Below are 16445 nucleotides of genomic sequence, written 5' to 3' on the forward strand. Positions count from 1 at the left end.
CAAGAAGAATTATGCAGCAGTGCCTTTACCAGTTTCAGTTGGGTGTTCATGACTATCATCCATATCAGTCGAAAAATCTACGCGCATTGCATCCTTAACAATGGTACCTATACGCCCTACACCAATGGCCAAACCAAAGGCAATGACAGGCAATAAAATTGTTGAAACCATAATGGTCTACCTCTTATTGAAATGAATAAATCAAGATTGTTGATCTTGCTCACGGAACATTACTGTGCCAATACGACCAACAACCACTGCTAAACCAAATGCAACCACTGGAAATAATAAAACCGACATTGTCTTTACCTCATGTATGAATCAATCAAAATTGAGTGATCAATTAAACTTGCTGATCTTTTTCTTGGAACATTACGGTGCCTACACGACCAACCACAACAGCCAATCCAAAAGCAATCACAGGAAATAATAAAACGGACATTGTTGTTACCTCTTCATTTTCGTGTTTGAGTACACTGGATTAGCATCAAAGTGTACGCCTGTTCACATTAATTAGGATAATAGCAGTGCACAAATGTACACTCAAGTGTCGCAAAGATATTCCCGACAAACGGTATAAAAAACGCACAATAAATACATAATACAATGAATTAATTTATTTTTTAAAAAAGTACATATGTACTCAATATTCTTATAAAGCACATAAAGACGTGAAAATAATTACTTTTTCTCAGATTTTTTATATTTATCGACTCTGTAATTGATGTGTCACAGCGAAATGCGAAAATGACATGAAAAAAACTTTATATTGCTCTATTCAATTTATTCACAATCATGCACCATAATCACGCAAACATTGAGAAATGTTGCTGTTTTATACAGAAAAACTTGTTATTTTTACGCAGAAAAATGCGCATTTAGTATATATTAGTAAACTTGTCATTTTTCTTTAAGATATAAAATGTTTGGCGCCATGATATACACTTGTTTTTAATAACTATACCCATATAAATCAAAAACTTGTATATCAGAACTTGTTAAGACTTAGGATTAGGTTTGAATGAAAAATTTTAAAGTTGCCCTTGCTCAATTCTCTCCGCACATTGGCAATATTGATGCAAATACTCAAAAGATGGTTGAGCAAGCAAATTTAGCGAAACAACAACAGGCTGATTTGATCGTCTTCCCTGAACTTTCTACGCTAGGTTACCCTGCAGAAGACTTAATACTTCGCCCCAATCTACAAAAACGCACTCAAAAAGCGTTTGCTCAACTCAGCGAAGTGAAAGATATCCTAATGGTGTTCGGTTTTGTGCACCAAACTGAGGATGGTCATCGTTATAACTCGGCTGCGGTAATGAAAGATGGGCAGGTTTTAGGTGTTTATAACAAACACAACTTGCCCAATTATGGCGTGTTTGATGAAAAACGCTATTTCCAACAAGGTCATCAACACCTTGTGTTTGAATATCTAGGTCACAAGTTTGGTGTGCTGATTTGTGAAGATGTGTGGTCACTCAATACCGTCAAACAACTCAGTCAGCTCAATGTTGAAACCGTGTTGGTGTTAAATGCTTCACCTTATGAAGTAGGTAAACCACAACATCGCATCCAAACCTTAAATGAACTGGCAAAACAGTTAAATCTCAATCTGATCTATGTCAACCAAGTCGGTGGGCAAGACGACCTAATTTTTGATGGTTCAAGTTTTGTCAGCAACAATAATGGTCAACTTGCACTGCAAATTCCAAGCTTCCAAGAAGCGCTTGTCTATGCTGAATATGATGCAGAACAAAAGCAATTTAAAACAAGTGAAGCGATTCCAGCATTAGAAACTTTTGCTGAAATTTACCAAGCACTCGTGATGGCAACACGTGATTACGTGCAACGCTCAGGCTTCCCAGGTGTCATCCTAGGTTTATCGGGTGGAATCGACTCTGCCTTAACCTTGGCGATTGCTGTTGATGCGATTGGCGCTGAGAAAGTCCAAGCGGTGATGATGCCATATACTTACACGTCACAAATGAGTGTTGAAGATGCGACTGAGCAAGCACGTCGTATGGGTGTCACCTTTGGTATTGCCGAAATTCACCCAATCGTGAACAGCTTCATGCAAACCTTATTCCCATTCTTTGGCAACTCACCTGCTGACGCGACTGAAGAAAACTTACAAGCACGTACTCGCGGCACCCTATTGATGGGCTTATCAAATAAGTTTGGCAATCTCGTGCTCTCGACAGGCAACAAGTCTGAAATCTCAGTGGGCTATTGCACCCTGTATGGTGACATGGTCGGTGGTTTCTCGGTTCTCAAAGATGTATACAAGACCATTGTGTTTGAACTGGCAAAATACCGTAACACGCTAGAAGAAACACCTGTGATTCCAGAGCGTGTGATTACACGTCCACCATCGGCAGAACTTCGTCCAGATCAAAAAGACCAAGATTCATTACCTGCTTATGATGTACTTGATGCCATCTTATATGCTTATATTGAGGAAGATCTCAGCCAAGCCGATATTATCGCCAAAGGCTACCCAACCGAAGTAGTCGAGAAAGTGATTCGTTTGGTGGATCGTAATGAATACAAGCGTCGTCAGGGCGCGATTGGACCACGTATTAGTTCACGTGCCTTCAGTCGTGAGCGACGCTACCCGATCGTCAACGGATGGACCGCGAATGACTGAAAAAATTGTTTCTGAAAAGTCACAATTACTTGCTCAAGCTTTAATGCTTGAGCAAGTTGCATTTTATAAAAACCAACTCACTACCCAACTTTCTGCTGATTTTTTCCAGCAATTTATTCAACTGTTTCTGCAACATGCGCCTAATATTCAACTTAAGGAAGTGGTTGAACTCGCGCAAATTCAGGCTGTAGTAAAGCGCTATGCCTTTGAAATGCAGCTCGGTGCAGGCTTATTAGAATTTATTGGAGAAATTGCGCAGAGACTGCATGTGTTTTCGCTGCAATCCTCGGCACAGTTACAAGACGTATTCTCAGATCACCAGTTTGAAATGTGGCTGTCCAAGTTTTTAGAGCTAGAAAATATCCGCCATTATTTAAATCAGTTTTTAAAAGAAAGTCCTTCGATTCAGCAGTTGTGCCAATACATCGCCACGACAACACTACAAAACAAATTACCGAAACTGTTTACGCAATCGGATGAAGAACGCATTTCTGAAAGCAAATATGAATGGCAACAAAAACTCAAAAGCTTTTCGTATCGCCAACAACAACGTATTGAACAAAAAATTGAAGAAAGCATTGGTCGATTCATTCAAGAACAGCTGGTTGATCTCAGCTTGCTTTCAAATGATGACCTTGAAAGCCTTGCACGCAATATCTGGGACGATAACAAAGCTCAGCCCCTATCTGAATACACCAAACAAGTGACACCACTTGACGTCGAAGAATTCTTTGTCATGATTTATGAGTACTGGAAAGAATTACGCCAGTCGACCTTCATACAAGACTTAATTTTATATGGCGTGAAAGTATTTTATGACTTCTATAAAGATGAAAGCCTAGCCGACGTCTTTACAGCAATTGGCTTGGAAGAAACTGACCTGCTGAATGAGGCTGTGCGATTCTATCCCAAAGTTGTGAAAGCTTTAGATGAACACGGCGTATTAGAACCAATCATTACGCTGATCCTAAAACCGTTCTATGAAAACCCACAAACCCACGCCAGTATTGAAAAGCATCTATAAAAATAAAGCCTGTAAATGAAAGACTCATTTACAGGCTTTTGCACATCTGATGAATTATTTTTACCCAATAAGCAGATAAAAAGAAACCACGCAGGAGCGTGGTTTTTAAAATGGTGGCTATGACGAGACTTGAACTTGTGACCCCCGCATTATGAGTGCGGTGCTCTAACCAACTGAGCTACATAGCCGTAAACTGTGTGCGCATTATCTAGTGTTCCGCACAATGGGTCAAGTCTATGATCTTGAAAATATAGAACATATGGATAGTTTTTAGGCTTTTAATCTTTAATTGATCAAATTTCAACACATCTATACCTCAACGATGAGATGTAGATACGCTTGAACTTTTATTCGAATAAAAATAACCAGAAAAATTAGCGCCAAAAAGATTATTTTGAAGATTACAAAAACTGCAGATAAAAAGAGACCACGCAGGAGCGTGGTCTATAAAATGGTGGCTATGACGAGACTTGAACTTGTGACCCCCGCATTATGAGTGCGGTGCTCTAACCAACTGAGCTACATAGCCGAAAACTGTGCGCGCATTATCTTAACTTTCAATACACACGTCAAGCACAATTTTAAAAAATTTGAGAAGTGGGCCTATAAGCCGGGTTCTGTCGAGGACGATCATTCCTCTAGGCGTACAATCACTCATACGCTCAAGCGACCTACCCGAATCCAGCACGGGCCATGCCTCAGGATTCCTATTTGGTCTTGCTTCTGGTGGGGTTTACCTTGCCGTGAACTGTTACCAGACACGCGGTGCGCTCTTACCGCACCCTTTCACCCTTACCGAATCCTACCTAACCTCCCTTTATTAAAGGGATGAACGGAGGGATTGGCGGTCTACTCTCTGCTGCACTTGCCGTCGGCTTTCGCCGCCCAGGCGTTACCTGGCACCTTGCCCTATGAAGCCCGGACTTTCCTCCCCTGCTTCAGTCACGGAGACCTCCACAGCAGCGACCGTCCGGCCCACTTCGTGGCGCATCTTATCAAAGTTCGCCGTTAATTGCTCGTATTTTTTTGCGCAGTCAACTTTTTGTATTTCGCCATCAAGTCATCATGTGATTCGACATGTTGGGGATCGAGCGGAATACAATCCACAGGGCAAAACAACTGACACTGTGGCTGATCATGGTGACCGATACATTCTGTACAGAGTGCAGGATCAATCTCATAAATCAGCTCACCCATATAAATGGCTTCATTGGGACATACAGGTTCACAGACATCACAGTTAATGCATTCATCTGTAATATATAAAGACACGCTACCAACCTTGTTGATGTTTACGTTCAAAGGCCTCAACCACAACGGCAGGCACAAATTTGGTCACATCACCTTTTAAGCGAGCAATTTCTCTTACCAAAGTCGATGAGATAAATGAATATTGCTCAGAGGGAGTTAAAAATACCGATTCGAAATGTGGATCAAGCTGACGGTTCATATTCGCCAGTTGAAATTCATATTCAAAATCTGAGATTGCTCTTAAACCACGGAGTACGGCTGTTGCCTGTTGTTCACGAAAAAAATTGACCAGCAAGCCATCAAAACCCACAAACTCAACATTGTTCAAATGACTGAGTGATGCTTTTGCCAACTCAACACGCTCTTCTAAACTAAACACTGGATTTTTATGATGACCAATCGCAATTGCAACCACAACTTCATCAAACATTTTTGATGCTCTTGCAACCAAATCAACATGTCCATTGGTTATTGGATCGAAAGTCCCCGGATAAATCACACGTGTTTTAGACATGCGGTGTACTCTAGTTAATGAGATAAGGAGCGTATTTTAACAAATGTTGGCTCTAAACGCGAAATTCCTAAACATTGGAAAAAGGTTGCGTTTTACGGCACAATAGAGCTAATTGTGGAAGTTTAAATTATGGCGCAAGCAACAGTTGTAAAAAAACATAATGGTGGCACGATTGCTCAAAATAAAAGAGCGCGCCACGATTACTTTATCGAAGAAAAATTTGAAGCAGGCATGTCCCTACAAGGTTGGGAAGTAAAGTCTTTACGTGCTGGACGTATGAGCTTGACTGAAAGTTATGTCATTTTTAAAAATGGTGAAGCTTTTTTATTGGGCTCACAAATTCAGCCCTTATTGTCTGCTTCAACGCATGTGGTTCCAGAAGCAACGCGTACGCGTAAATTGCTGCTCTCTCGTCGTGAGTTGGAAAAGCTTATGGGTGCAGTGAACCAAAAAGGTTATTCATGCGTACCGTTGGCATGTTATTGGAAAGGCCATTTGGTCAAACTCGAAATTGCCTTAGTGAAAGGTAAGCAATTACATGACAAACGCGCGACTGAAAAAGACCGTGACTGGCAACGTGATAAATCGCGGATGCTGCATAAATAATAAAAAACCTCCAATTGGAGGTTTTTTATTGCAGATCGATTAAACTGCCACGTGTTTTAATTGTAATTCAGCCAAATATTTCCCAAACTTGCGCGCAGTTTCCAGATCCCCTTCAGGTGGAGTGACTTCTACGCTAGCATTATCCGACTGGGTCATGAGACCTAAAAAGCTCGACATACGGTTAATATCTGAAGGACTTCTTCCTGTTGGCATAAACGGTAAGCCTGCCCACAACATGCCATGTTGCATCGCAAATAAATTAATTTGCTGCAGCACAGCCAGCTTATCGCCACTAAGGCCACCACCATTAGTAAAACCCGCTGCCAATTTACCCTGCCAAGTACGCGCCAACCAACGTTTAGAAGAATCTTCCATAAACTGCTTCAGCGCAGAGGTCAGACTTCCCATATAGGTCGGACAGCCCATTACAATGACGTCAGCCTGATCGAGTAAATCCCATTGTGGCGCAGCCACCGAAAGTAGATGCACTTCTGCACCCGCCTGCTCTGCCCCCTGAGCAATGTATTGCGCAACTTTGGCGGTATGCCCATAAGGGCTATGATAAACCACACAAACTTTAACTTGGGAAGGAACTTGCTCTATTACAGACATGGAAAATTTAAAAAACCAAGGAATTAGATCAAGTTTAACATTTTTAAATGCTGCAAGGCGAATCAAGCGTGTAAAGCCTGCAATTTATTGCATAAACACCAAGCTTGCCATTCGTCCCGTTTTCGCATCACGGCGATAAGAGAAATAGTCTTGGGACTGCTGAAAGGAGCATTGATCTCCGCCCAAAACAGTCTCGATGCCTAAGCGATTGAGAATAAAGCGAGCAATCGCATATAAGTCAGCATGGTATTTCCCTTCAACTTCGCCAGCAATAAATGCAGAAGCTAATTCAGGATATTTGTCACAGAAAGCGGCTTTGACTTCAGCCCCCACCTCAAAACAAGGCTGGCTGATCGCTGCGCCCAACCATGCCCAACTCGGCTGAGACTGCATTTCAGCGACGGTATTTTCGACAATGCCGTTGGCCAAGCCACGCCAACCGGCATGTAGGTTGGCAACTTCTGTACCTTCGGCATTGCCCAACACCACAGGCAAACAATCAGCCGTCATCATCATTAAGGCATGGCCTGCTTTTTGGGTGACCAGACCATCACCCTCAAGAGCAACAAATGGAATTTGTTCATTCACGGTATGGCAAATGGTGCTATGTGTTTGCGTCATCCATGTAATTTTATCTACACCAAATGCAGATAACTGATTCAGTAATATCATGCGATGCTGTTGAACACGTTGTGCCTCATCATTGACATGCAAAGCCAAATTAAATCCTGATAAATTTTGATTCGATGTTGCAATGGTTTGAGGATGTTCAATCCGCGTTTGAGCCACATAGACCCCTTTCGGCAGACCTTGTACAAATTCCATAAATATCTCCTGAGCTATATTTTTTTACCGTCAACCTCTCCTAAAAGGACAGGGAATTTAAAGCACTGTAAGACATTGAATTGAAAAGCCTCTCTCCTTTAAGGAGAGAGACTTAGCGGGAGGTAGAGCTTTACTTAATACGCTTCATTTTCACTGCGCAACACTTCAAGCAACTGAGTAAAATCCTCTGGCCAAGGGGCTTCAAACATCATTTCTTCACCTGTACGAGGATGTACCAAACCGAGTTTGGCTGCATGCAAAGCCTGACGTTTAAAGTTACGTAACATATCCGTCAATTTTTCTGAAGCACCTGCGGGGAAACGTACACGATTGACATACACCGGATCGCCGACTAAACCATGACCAAGATAGCTAAAATGCACGCGGATCTGATGAGTACGACCAGTTTCAAGCTGCGCCTGAACACGAGTAAAATCTCGAAAGCGTTCTTTCACGTTGTAATGTGTTACCGCATCACGACCACCTGGTAAAATCGCCATTTTGATACGATCCACAGGGTGGCGTTTAATCGGTTCATCAATGGTCCCACCTGCAATGATGTTGCCATAAGCAATCAAGTCATAAACACGGTAAACTGTTTTTTTAGCCAATTGCTTGCTGAGCGAAAATTGCGCTTCTAAATTTTTCGCAACCACCAATAAGCCACTGGTATCCTTATCAATACGATGCACCAATCCTGCACGAGAAAGCTCGGCAAGTTTCGGGGCGTGATAAAGCAAGGCATTGACTAAGGTTCCGGTTGGGTTACCTGCGCCTGGATGAACCACCATGCCGACTTCTTTATTGATGACAATAATATCGTCATCTTCATAAACAATATTTAAGGGAATATTTTCAGGTTGACTTGAGGTTTGTGCTTCGAGTTCTACTTCAAGTGTAAGTAACTCATTGCCTTCACAGCGGTACTTTGGCTTAACAATGTTACCATTTACCAACAGATGACCATCTTTCATCCATTGCTTGAGTTTTTCACGAGAAAACTCGCTCCAAACCATTGCGGCAACCTGATCAATACGTTGACCTAAATAGTTTTCATCAAGTTGAATTTGCAACGATAAACGTGTTGCAGTTGAGTCGGAATTATGATTATCTGCATCGACAGAATCTTCGAGTAAGAAATCTGTTTCAGAGAAGTTTGAATTGGAAGATTGTGCTGAAGTCATTTGATGATCGGTACAAAAATGGTTTAATAGCACCATTGTAGCTCATTGCCCAGAATAACAGAGGAGTTTTTATGTCGCTACCACGTTATAAAATTACGGTGCTTGCACTATCTTTAGGTGTAGCGTCTGCATTTGTGGGCTGTAGCAGCAATCCAAGCAAGAAAGAAGTGGTCGATAAAGGACCACAATCGAGTGAACAGGTTTATTTTGAAAAGGCTATAAAATCACTTGAACGCAACCAATATACGGATGCTGTCAAGTCACTGGAAGCTTTAGATACCTATTATCCAACGGGGCAGTACACGCAACAGGCTCAACTTGAGCTGCTTTATGCGAAATTTAAACAAAAAGATTATGAAGGTACGATTGCACTTGCAGATCGTTTCATTCGCTTAAATCCTCAACATCCGAATGTTGACTATGCCTACTATGTTCGTGGGGTAGCCAACATGGAAATGAACTACGACAGTTTGATTCGTTATACCTCTTTACAGCAATCACACCGTGATGTGAGCTATGTCAAAGTCGCATATCAAAACTTTGTCGAGTTAATCCGTCGTTTCCCAAGTAGCCAGTATTCAGTAGATGCTGCTCAACGCATGAAATTTATCGGTCAAGAATTGGCTGAAAGCGAAATGAATGCTGCACGTTTCAATATTGAACGTAAAGCATGGCTGGCTGCGGCTGAACGTGCACAATGGGTGATTGAACACTATCCACAGACTCCGCAAACACCAGAAGCCTTAGCCACTTTGGCGTATAGCTATCAAAAGTTGGGCGATCAAGCGACCTCTCAACAATATATTGATATCTTAAAACTCAACTATCCAAACCTAGTCAAATCAAATGGTGAAGTGAATTTACGTGCTGCACGTAAAGAAGGCAGTTGGGTCAACCGCGCAACACTCGGTTTGCTGGGACGTGAATCAAAAACTGTACAAGTCAAAGACGAAGCGAATAGCGATACTGAACAACGTAGCTTAACCAATCGCCTCAGCTTTGGTTTGTTCGATAAACCAGAAACAGAACAAGCGGCTCCAGCACCTACTGCTGCCCCAGAAGCACCAGCGGCAACAAAGAATAAACCCAGCTGGAAAAACCGTTTAAGCTTTGGTCTATTCGATAAGCCAGAAGCAAACAATTCATCTGAGGATGATGCTGCAAACTAATTTGCAATCATCTGATACATCAAACAGGCAAGTCTTCCTTGCCTGTTTTTTATTTTATGCAACAATGATTCCTGACATTTTTGCAAAGCAACAATGTTCTACTCCCCGTCTTAAATGGTTAAATACACATGGCAATTCCACAACATACGATTGATCAAATTTTAGATCGAACCGACATTGTCGATTTGATTGGTCAGCGTGTGAAGTTAAAAAAGACGGGACGTACTTATTCGGGCTGCTGTCCTTTTCATCAGGAAAAATCTCCCTCTTTTCATGTTTATCGTGATAAACAGTACTTTCACTGCTTCGGCTGTCAGGCCAATGGCAATGCCATTCGCTTCTTGATGGATATTGATGGTCGTAATTTTGTCGATGTGATGAAAGAACTGTCGAATAAGACAGGTATTGAGTTACCCAAAGATAATCAAGATAATAAAAAACTCTCTTATAAACGCAGTCCCCAACAAATTGCGGCACCGCAACCAACGGTTGCAGCTGTCGCCGAAAATGCTGCGCCAGCACCTGTGACTGAGGAATTTATCGATGGGCATTTTGTCGATATGGATCGTTATATGGATGATCCTTTTGCCCAATTTGATCCTTCATTCAATATTATCGATGAACAGGTCCAGGAAGGAAATCTCTACGACCTGTTGGAAAATGTCGCTCAGTTCTATGAACGCCAATTGCCCAATAGCCAAAAGGCACAAAACTATTTTAAACAACGTGGTTTATCTGCACAAACCATTCAATTTTGGCGTTTGGGTTATGCGCCTGAAGACTGGCAACATTTAGAAAAAACCTTTCCGCAAGATATTGAAGGTTTAAAGCAACTTGGCTTAATTCGTTCCAGTGACAGTGGGCGAGATTTCGATTTATTGCGTGAGCGTGTCATCTTCCCGATTCGCGATCACAAAGGCCGTGTGGTAGGTTTTGGTGGTCGTGCCTTAAATGATGAAATTAAGCCGAAATATATCAACTCGCCTGATTCTGAAGTATTCCATAAGAACCAGCTGCTTTATGGCCTATACGAAGGCCGCAAACTTAAAGCCAATGACTGGTTGATGGTCGAAGGTTATATGGACGTGATTGCGTTACAGCAATATGGGATTAATGGTGCTGTGGCAACCTTAGGAACCGCCAGTAATGCCGATCATTTAACCACCCTGTTTAAACAAAATTCTCGAATTACCATTGCCTTTGATGGGGATGCTGCTGGACAGAAAGCAGCACGACGCACCTTGGAAATTGCGCTGCCCTTACTCAATGATGGTCGTGAGTTAAAATTCTTTGTGCTTCCGAATGAACATGATCCTGATTCCTTAATTCGTCGTGAAGGCTTAGAAAACTTCCAAAAACTCTTACATCAAGCGCCGCTTTTATCTGACTTTGTGTTTGCCCATTTAACAGGACAACATGATGTCAGTACGCCAGAAGGTAAAAGTTTGGTCATGGGTGAACTGCGTGAATTAACGGAATTGTTACCTAAACATGGCTCATTTCGTTATCTACTGAGTCAGTCTTTCCGAGAGAAGCTCGGTCTAGGCAAACGCTTTACCCCGCAAATCAGTCATGATGCATCTTTATCTTTTAATATTCAGACCAAAGATGAAGATTTTGCAGTGGCGATTTTGATGCATCACCCCTTCCTGTATATTCATTTTGAAGAGCTGCGTGCGGTGATTGATCAGAATGAACTGTTGGCCAAGATTCTGGCAGCCTTGAATATTGTGTTTGATGACTTGCCGGATGATCAGGAATTGGCAACTTATTATGTACTGGGTGCATGTAGCAGTTATAGTCATGAACTGGCAGATATCATGCAACGAACCAATATCCAGTCGCTAACCCAAGCACCTGAAATTGCAGATAAACTTGCGAAAGAATATGCGCTGGGGTTACAAGAGAAATATTTGCGCTTAAAACTAAAATCGCCAATTTCTTTAATTGAATCGCGTAATTTGCGCCAACAACTGAATGAATTGACCAAACAGATTAGCTTGCGTTTATTGTCTTAACAATGATTACTGGCGTGGCTTACGCTCGTGTTCAAACACATCTTGCAAGTGCTGCTGTAGCCATTCGAAATAATCTGGATTTTCAGCTTTCGCCGCTTCTCTGAGTAGAATTGAAGTGGGATGCATCAACTTTTGCGTCAGGCGATGTGCAAACTCTTGCATCACCTGTTCTGCTGCATGACCATGTTGCAGTGATTCTAAAGCATGCGCCAACTCTTTTTGACTGACTTCTTCACTATGTTGACGATAAGCTTGAATGGTACCACTGGCTTCTTTGACCTTTTGTTGGGTCATTAATTGGGTCGCCAATTGATTGACCATGATTTCAGCTTCAACTGCGGCCTGACGACGTTGCGCCAAGTTCTCATCAATCACGCTTTGTAAATCATCAACACCATACAAATACACGTTATCCAATGATTCAACTTTAGGATCAATATCACGTGGAACGGCTAAATCGACCAGCAACATCTGTTGATAGCGACGCTTTTTCAATGCAGCTTTAACGTCTGAATATTCAATCACTTGATGCAAACTACCTGTACAACTAGAGACCACATCCGCTCTATGCAAGTTTTGTGCAAGCTCAGCAAAGGGAATAATTTCCACATCAACTTGATGGGCAATTTCTTGTGCCAAAAGATCTGCTCGCTCTCGACTACGGTTACAAATCAAGATTTTAGCCACGCCCATTTCGGCCAAATGTTTGGCAACCAAGGTATTCATCTCGCCTGCCGCGACCACCATTACCGTGAGTTTTTCAGTGTGACTAAATACTTGTGAGGCAAGCTGAGCAACAGCATAACCCATTGAAACCGCATGACTTCCTACTGAAGTTTCAGAACGGACACGCTTGGCTGCATAAAAGGCATATTCAAAGACGCTATTTAATTCAGGCGAAACGGTTTCTGCATCTTTGGACAGGGCCAATGCACTTTTCACTTGCCCCAAAATTTGTGGCTCACCCAACATCAGCGAGTCTAAACCACTGGCAACACGCATCAAATGTGTAACTGCTTGGGCATTCTCGTAACGATAAACATGATGAATTAACTGTTTTACATCAATATTATTCACTTGGGCCAGCCAAGTCAGAACGCTATCCGCATCTTCTGTCATGGCATAGACTTCGGTGCGGTTGCAGGTTGACACCACCACCAAATCATTCAGCGATGAATGTTGGTTTTGTTCAAGCAATAGCGCAGCTAATCGCTCCGCATTGAAAGCAATTTGTTCACGAAGTTCAACAGAAGCTGTTTGATGGTTGACGCCCAATGCAAAGAAAGACATATCAGATCATCATTTCGCTAAATTTATGTTATTGTGCAACATCGGTGTCATAAAAAGCATTACTTTGGATCAATAAAAATTGCGTCAGCTATATCGCCGTACCCTTTTTAGCGGCAAGACGATTAGACGGTATTCTACCACAATCTTGTTGTTAGGTAGCATGAGCTCTTATGTCTCTGCACAAGCAATACACGACATGTATGCGGACAAGAGCTTTGAGCATGCCCTGCAACAGAGTATGGTGGCTGAATTTTCCCTTGCTTATGACGATATTGCAACCGCATTACACAATTATACGGTACTTGCGATTCGCAGTAATTCAACCACAATTAAACAGCGCGCCTTAGACATTGCTTTAGAATATAATGACTTACAGGCAGCTTTAAACATTGCCACGCATTGGGTTGAACAAGAACCGAAAGATGTTCCTGCACTGTTTTATTTGTCTCATATTGCCCTCAAGACCCATGAATACGAGTTGGCAGCAAAAACACTAGATAAGATTCTTAATATTGACCCCACCGCCGATCTGGAAGAAATTTTAGCGGGGATTGCTCCGGAACAAGCCCAAGATCGCGAGATTTTACTAAATGCATTACGTGCCAGTGAGGAGCGGAATAATCCTTCTATTCTGGCCTTGATTGCAGGCTTGGAAGCACAAGATGGATTGTATGAACAAGCACTGAATAATATCAATCGGGCATTGCGCAAACGCTCAAAATCGACCAGTTTTATTCTGATGAAAGCCAACCTGTTAATGGCTTTACAAAATGATGAAGAAACCAAAGAATGGTTTAAAAAAGCCAGTCGTAAAAACAAGAACAATGTTGATGTGCGGATGGCAGAAGCACGTTATTACATTCAAATCAATCAGCAGCAAGAAGCCTTGGATAAACTTGAAGATATTATCAAGGATAATCCCAAGGCAGAAGAAGCCTTGTTTATTGCAGGCCTAACCAGTATTGACTTAAAACAATACGAAAAAGCCGAACAATATCTGGTTGAATTACGCTCATCAGCAAAATATCAGAATGAAGCGTATTACTACCTTGCGATCAATGCGCAACGTAAACAGCATTATGAAACTGCAAAAGCCTATTATCGTCTGGTGGATGGTAGTTTATATATCGTTTCGCGACGCAATATGATTTCGATTTTTGAGAAACAAGGGCAACTGAATGATGCCTTACGCTTCTTAACGCAGGAACGAGTGAATTATCCACAACATGCCAGTTTTTTGTATCAGGCACAGGCCGATATTTTAAAGAAGATGGATAATAAAAAGGCGGCTTTGGCCTTGCTGGATGAAGCAATTAAAAGCCTGCCCGACGATCCAGAGTTGATTTATGCTGAAGTGTTATTGCTTGATCCTTATACTGATCGCGATAAATTAGACAAAACACTCAAGCAACTTTTGGCGCTTGAGCCAAATAGCCCTACCTATCTGAATGCCTATGCCTATACATTAGCACTGCAAAACCGTCGTCTCAAAGAGGCACGCAAATATGCAGAGTTGGCACTGGATTTCGCCCCTGAACAGGCCTCAATTCTCGATACTTTAGGCTATATTGCCTTTCTGCAAAATGATTTTGATACCGCGGCCAAAGTTTTAGGCCAAGCCTATTCATTGAGTGAAAATGTCAATATCGGCATTCGTTATGCCAAAGCCTTGTATATGCAAGGAGCACTCACGCAATTTAGCGAGGTGTTACAGCAATTGAAACAAAAACATGCCAATGCCCCACAATTACAACAACTTGATAGCTTAATCTTACCCATCACCGTAAAAAAGAGTTAAACCCATGCGCTTGTTTTCAAAATTATGCGTCGCGGTATGTAGCAGTAGCGTTTTATTATTAACGGGCTGCCAACATTTAAGCCAGCCGAATAAAGTCATTGCCTCACCTCAAGTGCAAGATGAAAATAACTTTAGCTTACAAGGTAAAATTGGTGTGCGTACCCCACAACAATCTGGCAGTGCTTTTTTTACATGGGTACAGCAACAAGATCAATTTGATATTGAGCTCACCGGAATTTTAGGGGTTGGTAAAACCCAAATCGAAGGTAAACCAGGGCAAGTGACCTTAAATAGCGCCAAAACAGGCCTCATTACAGCAGAAACACCAGAAGAATTACTTGAGAAAGCGACTGGTTGGCAAGCTCCGATTATGCATCTTGCATATTGGGTACAAGCGAAGCCGGCAACTCAAAATGCCCAAACCAGCAAAGATGAAAGTAATCGTCTGAAGCAATTGGTTGAAGATGGTTGGACGGTTGATTTTAGCTATAACGATGCACAACCTCTTCCCAATAAACTTTTGTTGAAGCAAGCGCTTGCCGATGACAAAGAAAACCGTATTACAATGGTTATTCAAAACCGATAATTTAGATTGTGTATATGATTAGAGTGCCTTCTCCTGCCAAATTGAATTTATTTCTGCATATCACGGGTCGTCGTGACAATGGTTATCATGAATTACAGACTATTTTCCAACTCATTGATTTATATGATTGGATGACCTTTGAGCCACTTGCAGAGACAACCATTCACATTGAAGGTCTAAGCGAAGTCGCTCTTGAACAAAATCTGATCTATCGCGCAGCACAATTGCTCAAGCCGCATGCAAAAAAAATTTGCGGCTTAAACATTACTATTGAGAAAAATATTCCAATGGGTGCGGGTCTCGGTGGCGGGTCATCTAATGCCGCCACCACCCTGATTGTGCTCAATCAACTCTGGCACTGTGATTTAAATGAACAACAATTGGCCGAGTATGCGGTAAAGCTAGGTGCGGATGTTCCAATCTTCGTTTTAGGGCGAAATGCATGGGCTGAAGGCATCGGTGAACATTTATCATTCATAGACTTAGCTCAAAAAAAATTCATAATCTTAAAACCTGACTGTTTTATCAGCACTCAACAGCTTTTTTCGCAAAAAACATTGACAAGAGATTCTAAGATCACTACATTTTGCGCCTATCAGTTACAACCTTCTAATTTTGGAAATAACTTTGAACCTCTGGCTCGACAGTTATATCCTGAAGTAGATGAAGCAATGCAATATTTAGATCAATTTGGTCTAGCAAAGCTTACAGGTACAGGTGCTTGTGTTTTTACTGAAGTAACCGATGAAATGGATATAGAGCAAATTTTGCAAAACGCGCCTTGTAAAGCTTACTTGGTTAACAGTTTAGCAGAATCACCTCTAAGACATTTTGAAGTTACCTGATAGGGGCGTCGCCAAGTGGTAAGGCACCGGGTTTTGATCTCGGCATCCGTTGGTTCGAATCCAGCCGCCCCTGCCA

15 protein-coding genes, 3 tRNA genes and 1 other RNA gene are annotated in these 16445 nt (G+C 41.9%); 9 read left to right on the forward strand and 10 right to left on the reverse strand.

What is annotated here, in order from left to right; translation table 11 throughout:
- Positions 1-9 precede the first annotated feature (9 nt).
- Positions 10-171, reverse strand: coding sequence for a hypothetical protein (locus F993_RS20540; protein WP_004655219.1), 162 nt, complete (start codon positions 169-171; stop codon positions 10-12).
- Positions 172-1021: 850 nt separating this feature from the next.
- Here F993_RS20540 and F993_RS07505 point away from each other — a divergent pair.
- Together F993_RS07505 and F993_RS07500 are read left to right on the forward strand one after the other, a co-directional pair.
- Positions 1022-2647 (forward strand): NAD+ synthase, encoded by a 1626-nt coding sequence (locus F993_RS07505; protein ID WP_004655226.1) that lies wholly within the window; start codon positions 1022-1024, stop codon positions 2645-2647.
- Positions 2640-3671 carry a hypothetical protein gene (locus F993_RS07500; RefSeq protein ID WP_004655227.1) on the forward strand — a complete coding sequence of 344 codons (1032 nt, stop codon included), beginning with the start codon at positions 2640-2642 and terminating at the stop codon, positions 3669-3671. The genes F993_RS07505 and F993_RS07500 overlap by 8 nt, the downstream gene beginning before the upstream one ends.
- Before the next feature lie 111 nt (positions 3672-3782).
- Here F993_RS07500 and F993_RS07495 read toward each other — a convergent pair.
- From F993_RS07495 to coaD, 5 genes are all read right to left on the reverse strand, one after another.
- Positions 3783-3859, reverse strand: a tRNA-Met gene (locus tag F993_RS07495).
- A 264-nt stretch (positions 3860-4123) separates the two neighbouring features.
- Positions 4124-4200 (reverse strand) — tRNA-Met (locus F993_RS07490).
- Between the two features lie 61 nt (positions 4201-4261).
- Positions 4262-4653: RNase P RNA component class A (gene rnpB / locus F993_RS19920), an RNA gene on the reverse strand.
- Positions 4654-4679: 26 nt separating this feature from the next.
- Positions 4680-4943, reverse strand: coding sequence for a YfhL family 4Fe-4S dicluster ferredoxin (locus F993_RS07485; RefSeq protein ID WP_004655229.1), 264 nt, complete (start codon positions 4941-4943; stop codon positions 4680-4682).
- 1 nt (position 4944) lies between these two features.
- On the reverse strand, positions 4945-5436 hold the full coding sequence (gene coaD / locus F993_RS07480) for a pantetheine-phosphate adenylyltransferase (RefSeq protein ID WP_004655230.1): 492 nt from the start codon (positions 5434-5436) through the stop codon (positions 4945-4947).
- A gap of 129 nt (positions 5437-5565) precedes the next feature.
- Between coaD and smpB the strand changes: the two genes are divergently transcribed.
- Positions 5566-6042, forward strand: coding sequence for an SsrA-binding protein SmpB (gene smpB / locus F993_RS07475; RefSeq protein WP_004655232.1), 477 nt, complete (start codon positions 5566-5568; stop codon positions 6040-6042).
- 39 nt (positions 6043-6081) lie between these two features.
- On the opposite strand, the gene F993_RS07470 is transcribed toward smpB, so the two are convergent.
- From F993_RS07470 to rluD, 3 genes are all read right to left on the reverse strand, one after another.
- A complete protein-coding gene (locus F993_RS07470; protein ID WP_032812737.1) occupies positions 6082-6654 on the reverse strand; it encodes a flavodoxin family protein in 573 nt (190 codons plus the stop codon).
- An 84-nt stretch (positions 6655-6738) separates the two neighbouring features.
- Positions 6739-7479 carry a peptidoglycan editing factor PgeF gene (gene pgeF / locus F993_RS07465; protein ID WP_004655236.1) on the reverse strand — a complete coding sequence of 247 codons (741 nt, stop codon included), beginning with the start codon at positions 7477-7479 and terminating at the stop codon, positions 6739-6741.
- Positions 7480-7613: 134 nt separating this feature from the next.
- Positions 7614-8663, reverse strand: coding sequence for a 23S rRNA pseudouridine(1911/1915/1917) synthase RluD (gene rluD / locus F993_RS07460; protein ID WP_032812739.1), 1050 nt, complete (start codon positions 8661-8663; stop codon positions 7614-7616).
- A gap of 71 nt (positions 8664-8734) precedes the next feature.
- On the opposite strand from rluD, the gene F993_RS07455 reads away from it, so the two are divergent.
- Together F993_RS07455 and F993_RS07450 are read left to right on the forward strand one after the other, a co-directional pair.
- Entirely contained in the window at positions 8735-9832 is a 1098-nt protein-coding gene (locus tag F993_RS07455; protein WP_004655239.1) for an outer membrane protein assembly factor BamD, read from the forward strand.
- Positions 9833-9960: 128 nt separating this feature from the next.
- Entirely contained in the window at positions 9961-11850 is a 1890-nt protein-coding gene (locus tag F993_RS07450) for a DNA primase (protein ID WP_004655241.1), read from the forward strand.
- A 6-nt stretch (positions 11851-11856) separates the two neighbouring features.
- Here F993_RS07450 and hemA read toward each other — a convergent pair whose 3' ends face one another.
- Positions 11857-13140 (reverse strand): glutamyl-tRNA reductase, encoded by a 1284-nt coding sequence (hemA, locus tag F993_RS07445; protein ID WP_004655242.1) that lies wholly within the window; start codon positions 13138-13140, stop codon positions 11857-11859.
- A gap of 79 nt (positions 13141-13219) precedes the next feature.
- Here hemA and F993_RS07440 point away from each other — a divergent pair, with 79 nt between their 5' ends.
- The 4 genes from F993_RS07440 to F993_RS07425 all read left to right on the forward strand — a co-directional run bounded on the left by F993_RS07440 (position 13220) and on the right by F993_RS07425 (position 16445).
- Entirely contained in the window at positions 13220-14938 is a 1719-nt protein-coding gene (locus tag F993_RS07440; RefSeq protein ID WP_004655244.1) for a tetratricopeptide repeat protein, read from the forward strand.
- Between the two features lie 4 nt (positions 14939-14942).
- A complete protein-coding gene (gene lolB / locus F993_RS07435; protein ID WP_004655246.1) occupies positions 14943-15524 on the forward strand; it encodes a lipoprotein insertase outer membrane protein LolB in 582 nt (193 codons plus the stop codon).
- A 14-nt stretch (positions 15525-15538) separates the two neighbouring features.
- A complete protein-coding gene (ispE, locus tag F993_RS07430; RefSeq protein WP_004655247.1) occupies positions 15539-16369 on the forward strand; it encodes a 4-(cytidine 5'-diphospho)-2-C-methyl-D-erythritol kinase in 831 nt (276 codons plus the stop codon).
- Between the two features lies 1 nt (position 16370).
- Positions 16371-16445 (forward strand) — tRNA-Gln (locus F993_RS07425).

The organism is Acinetobacter proteolyticus (assembly GCF_000367945.1).
GTDB lineage: Bacteria > Pseudomonadota > Gammaproteobacteria > Pseudomonadales > Moraxellaceae > Acinetobacter > Acinetobacter proteolyticus.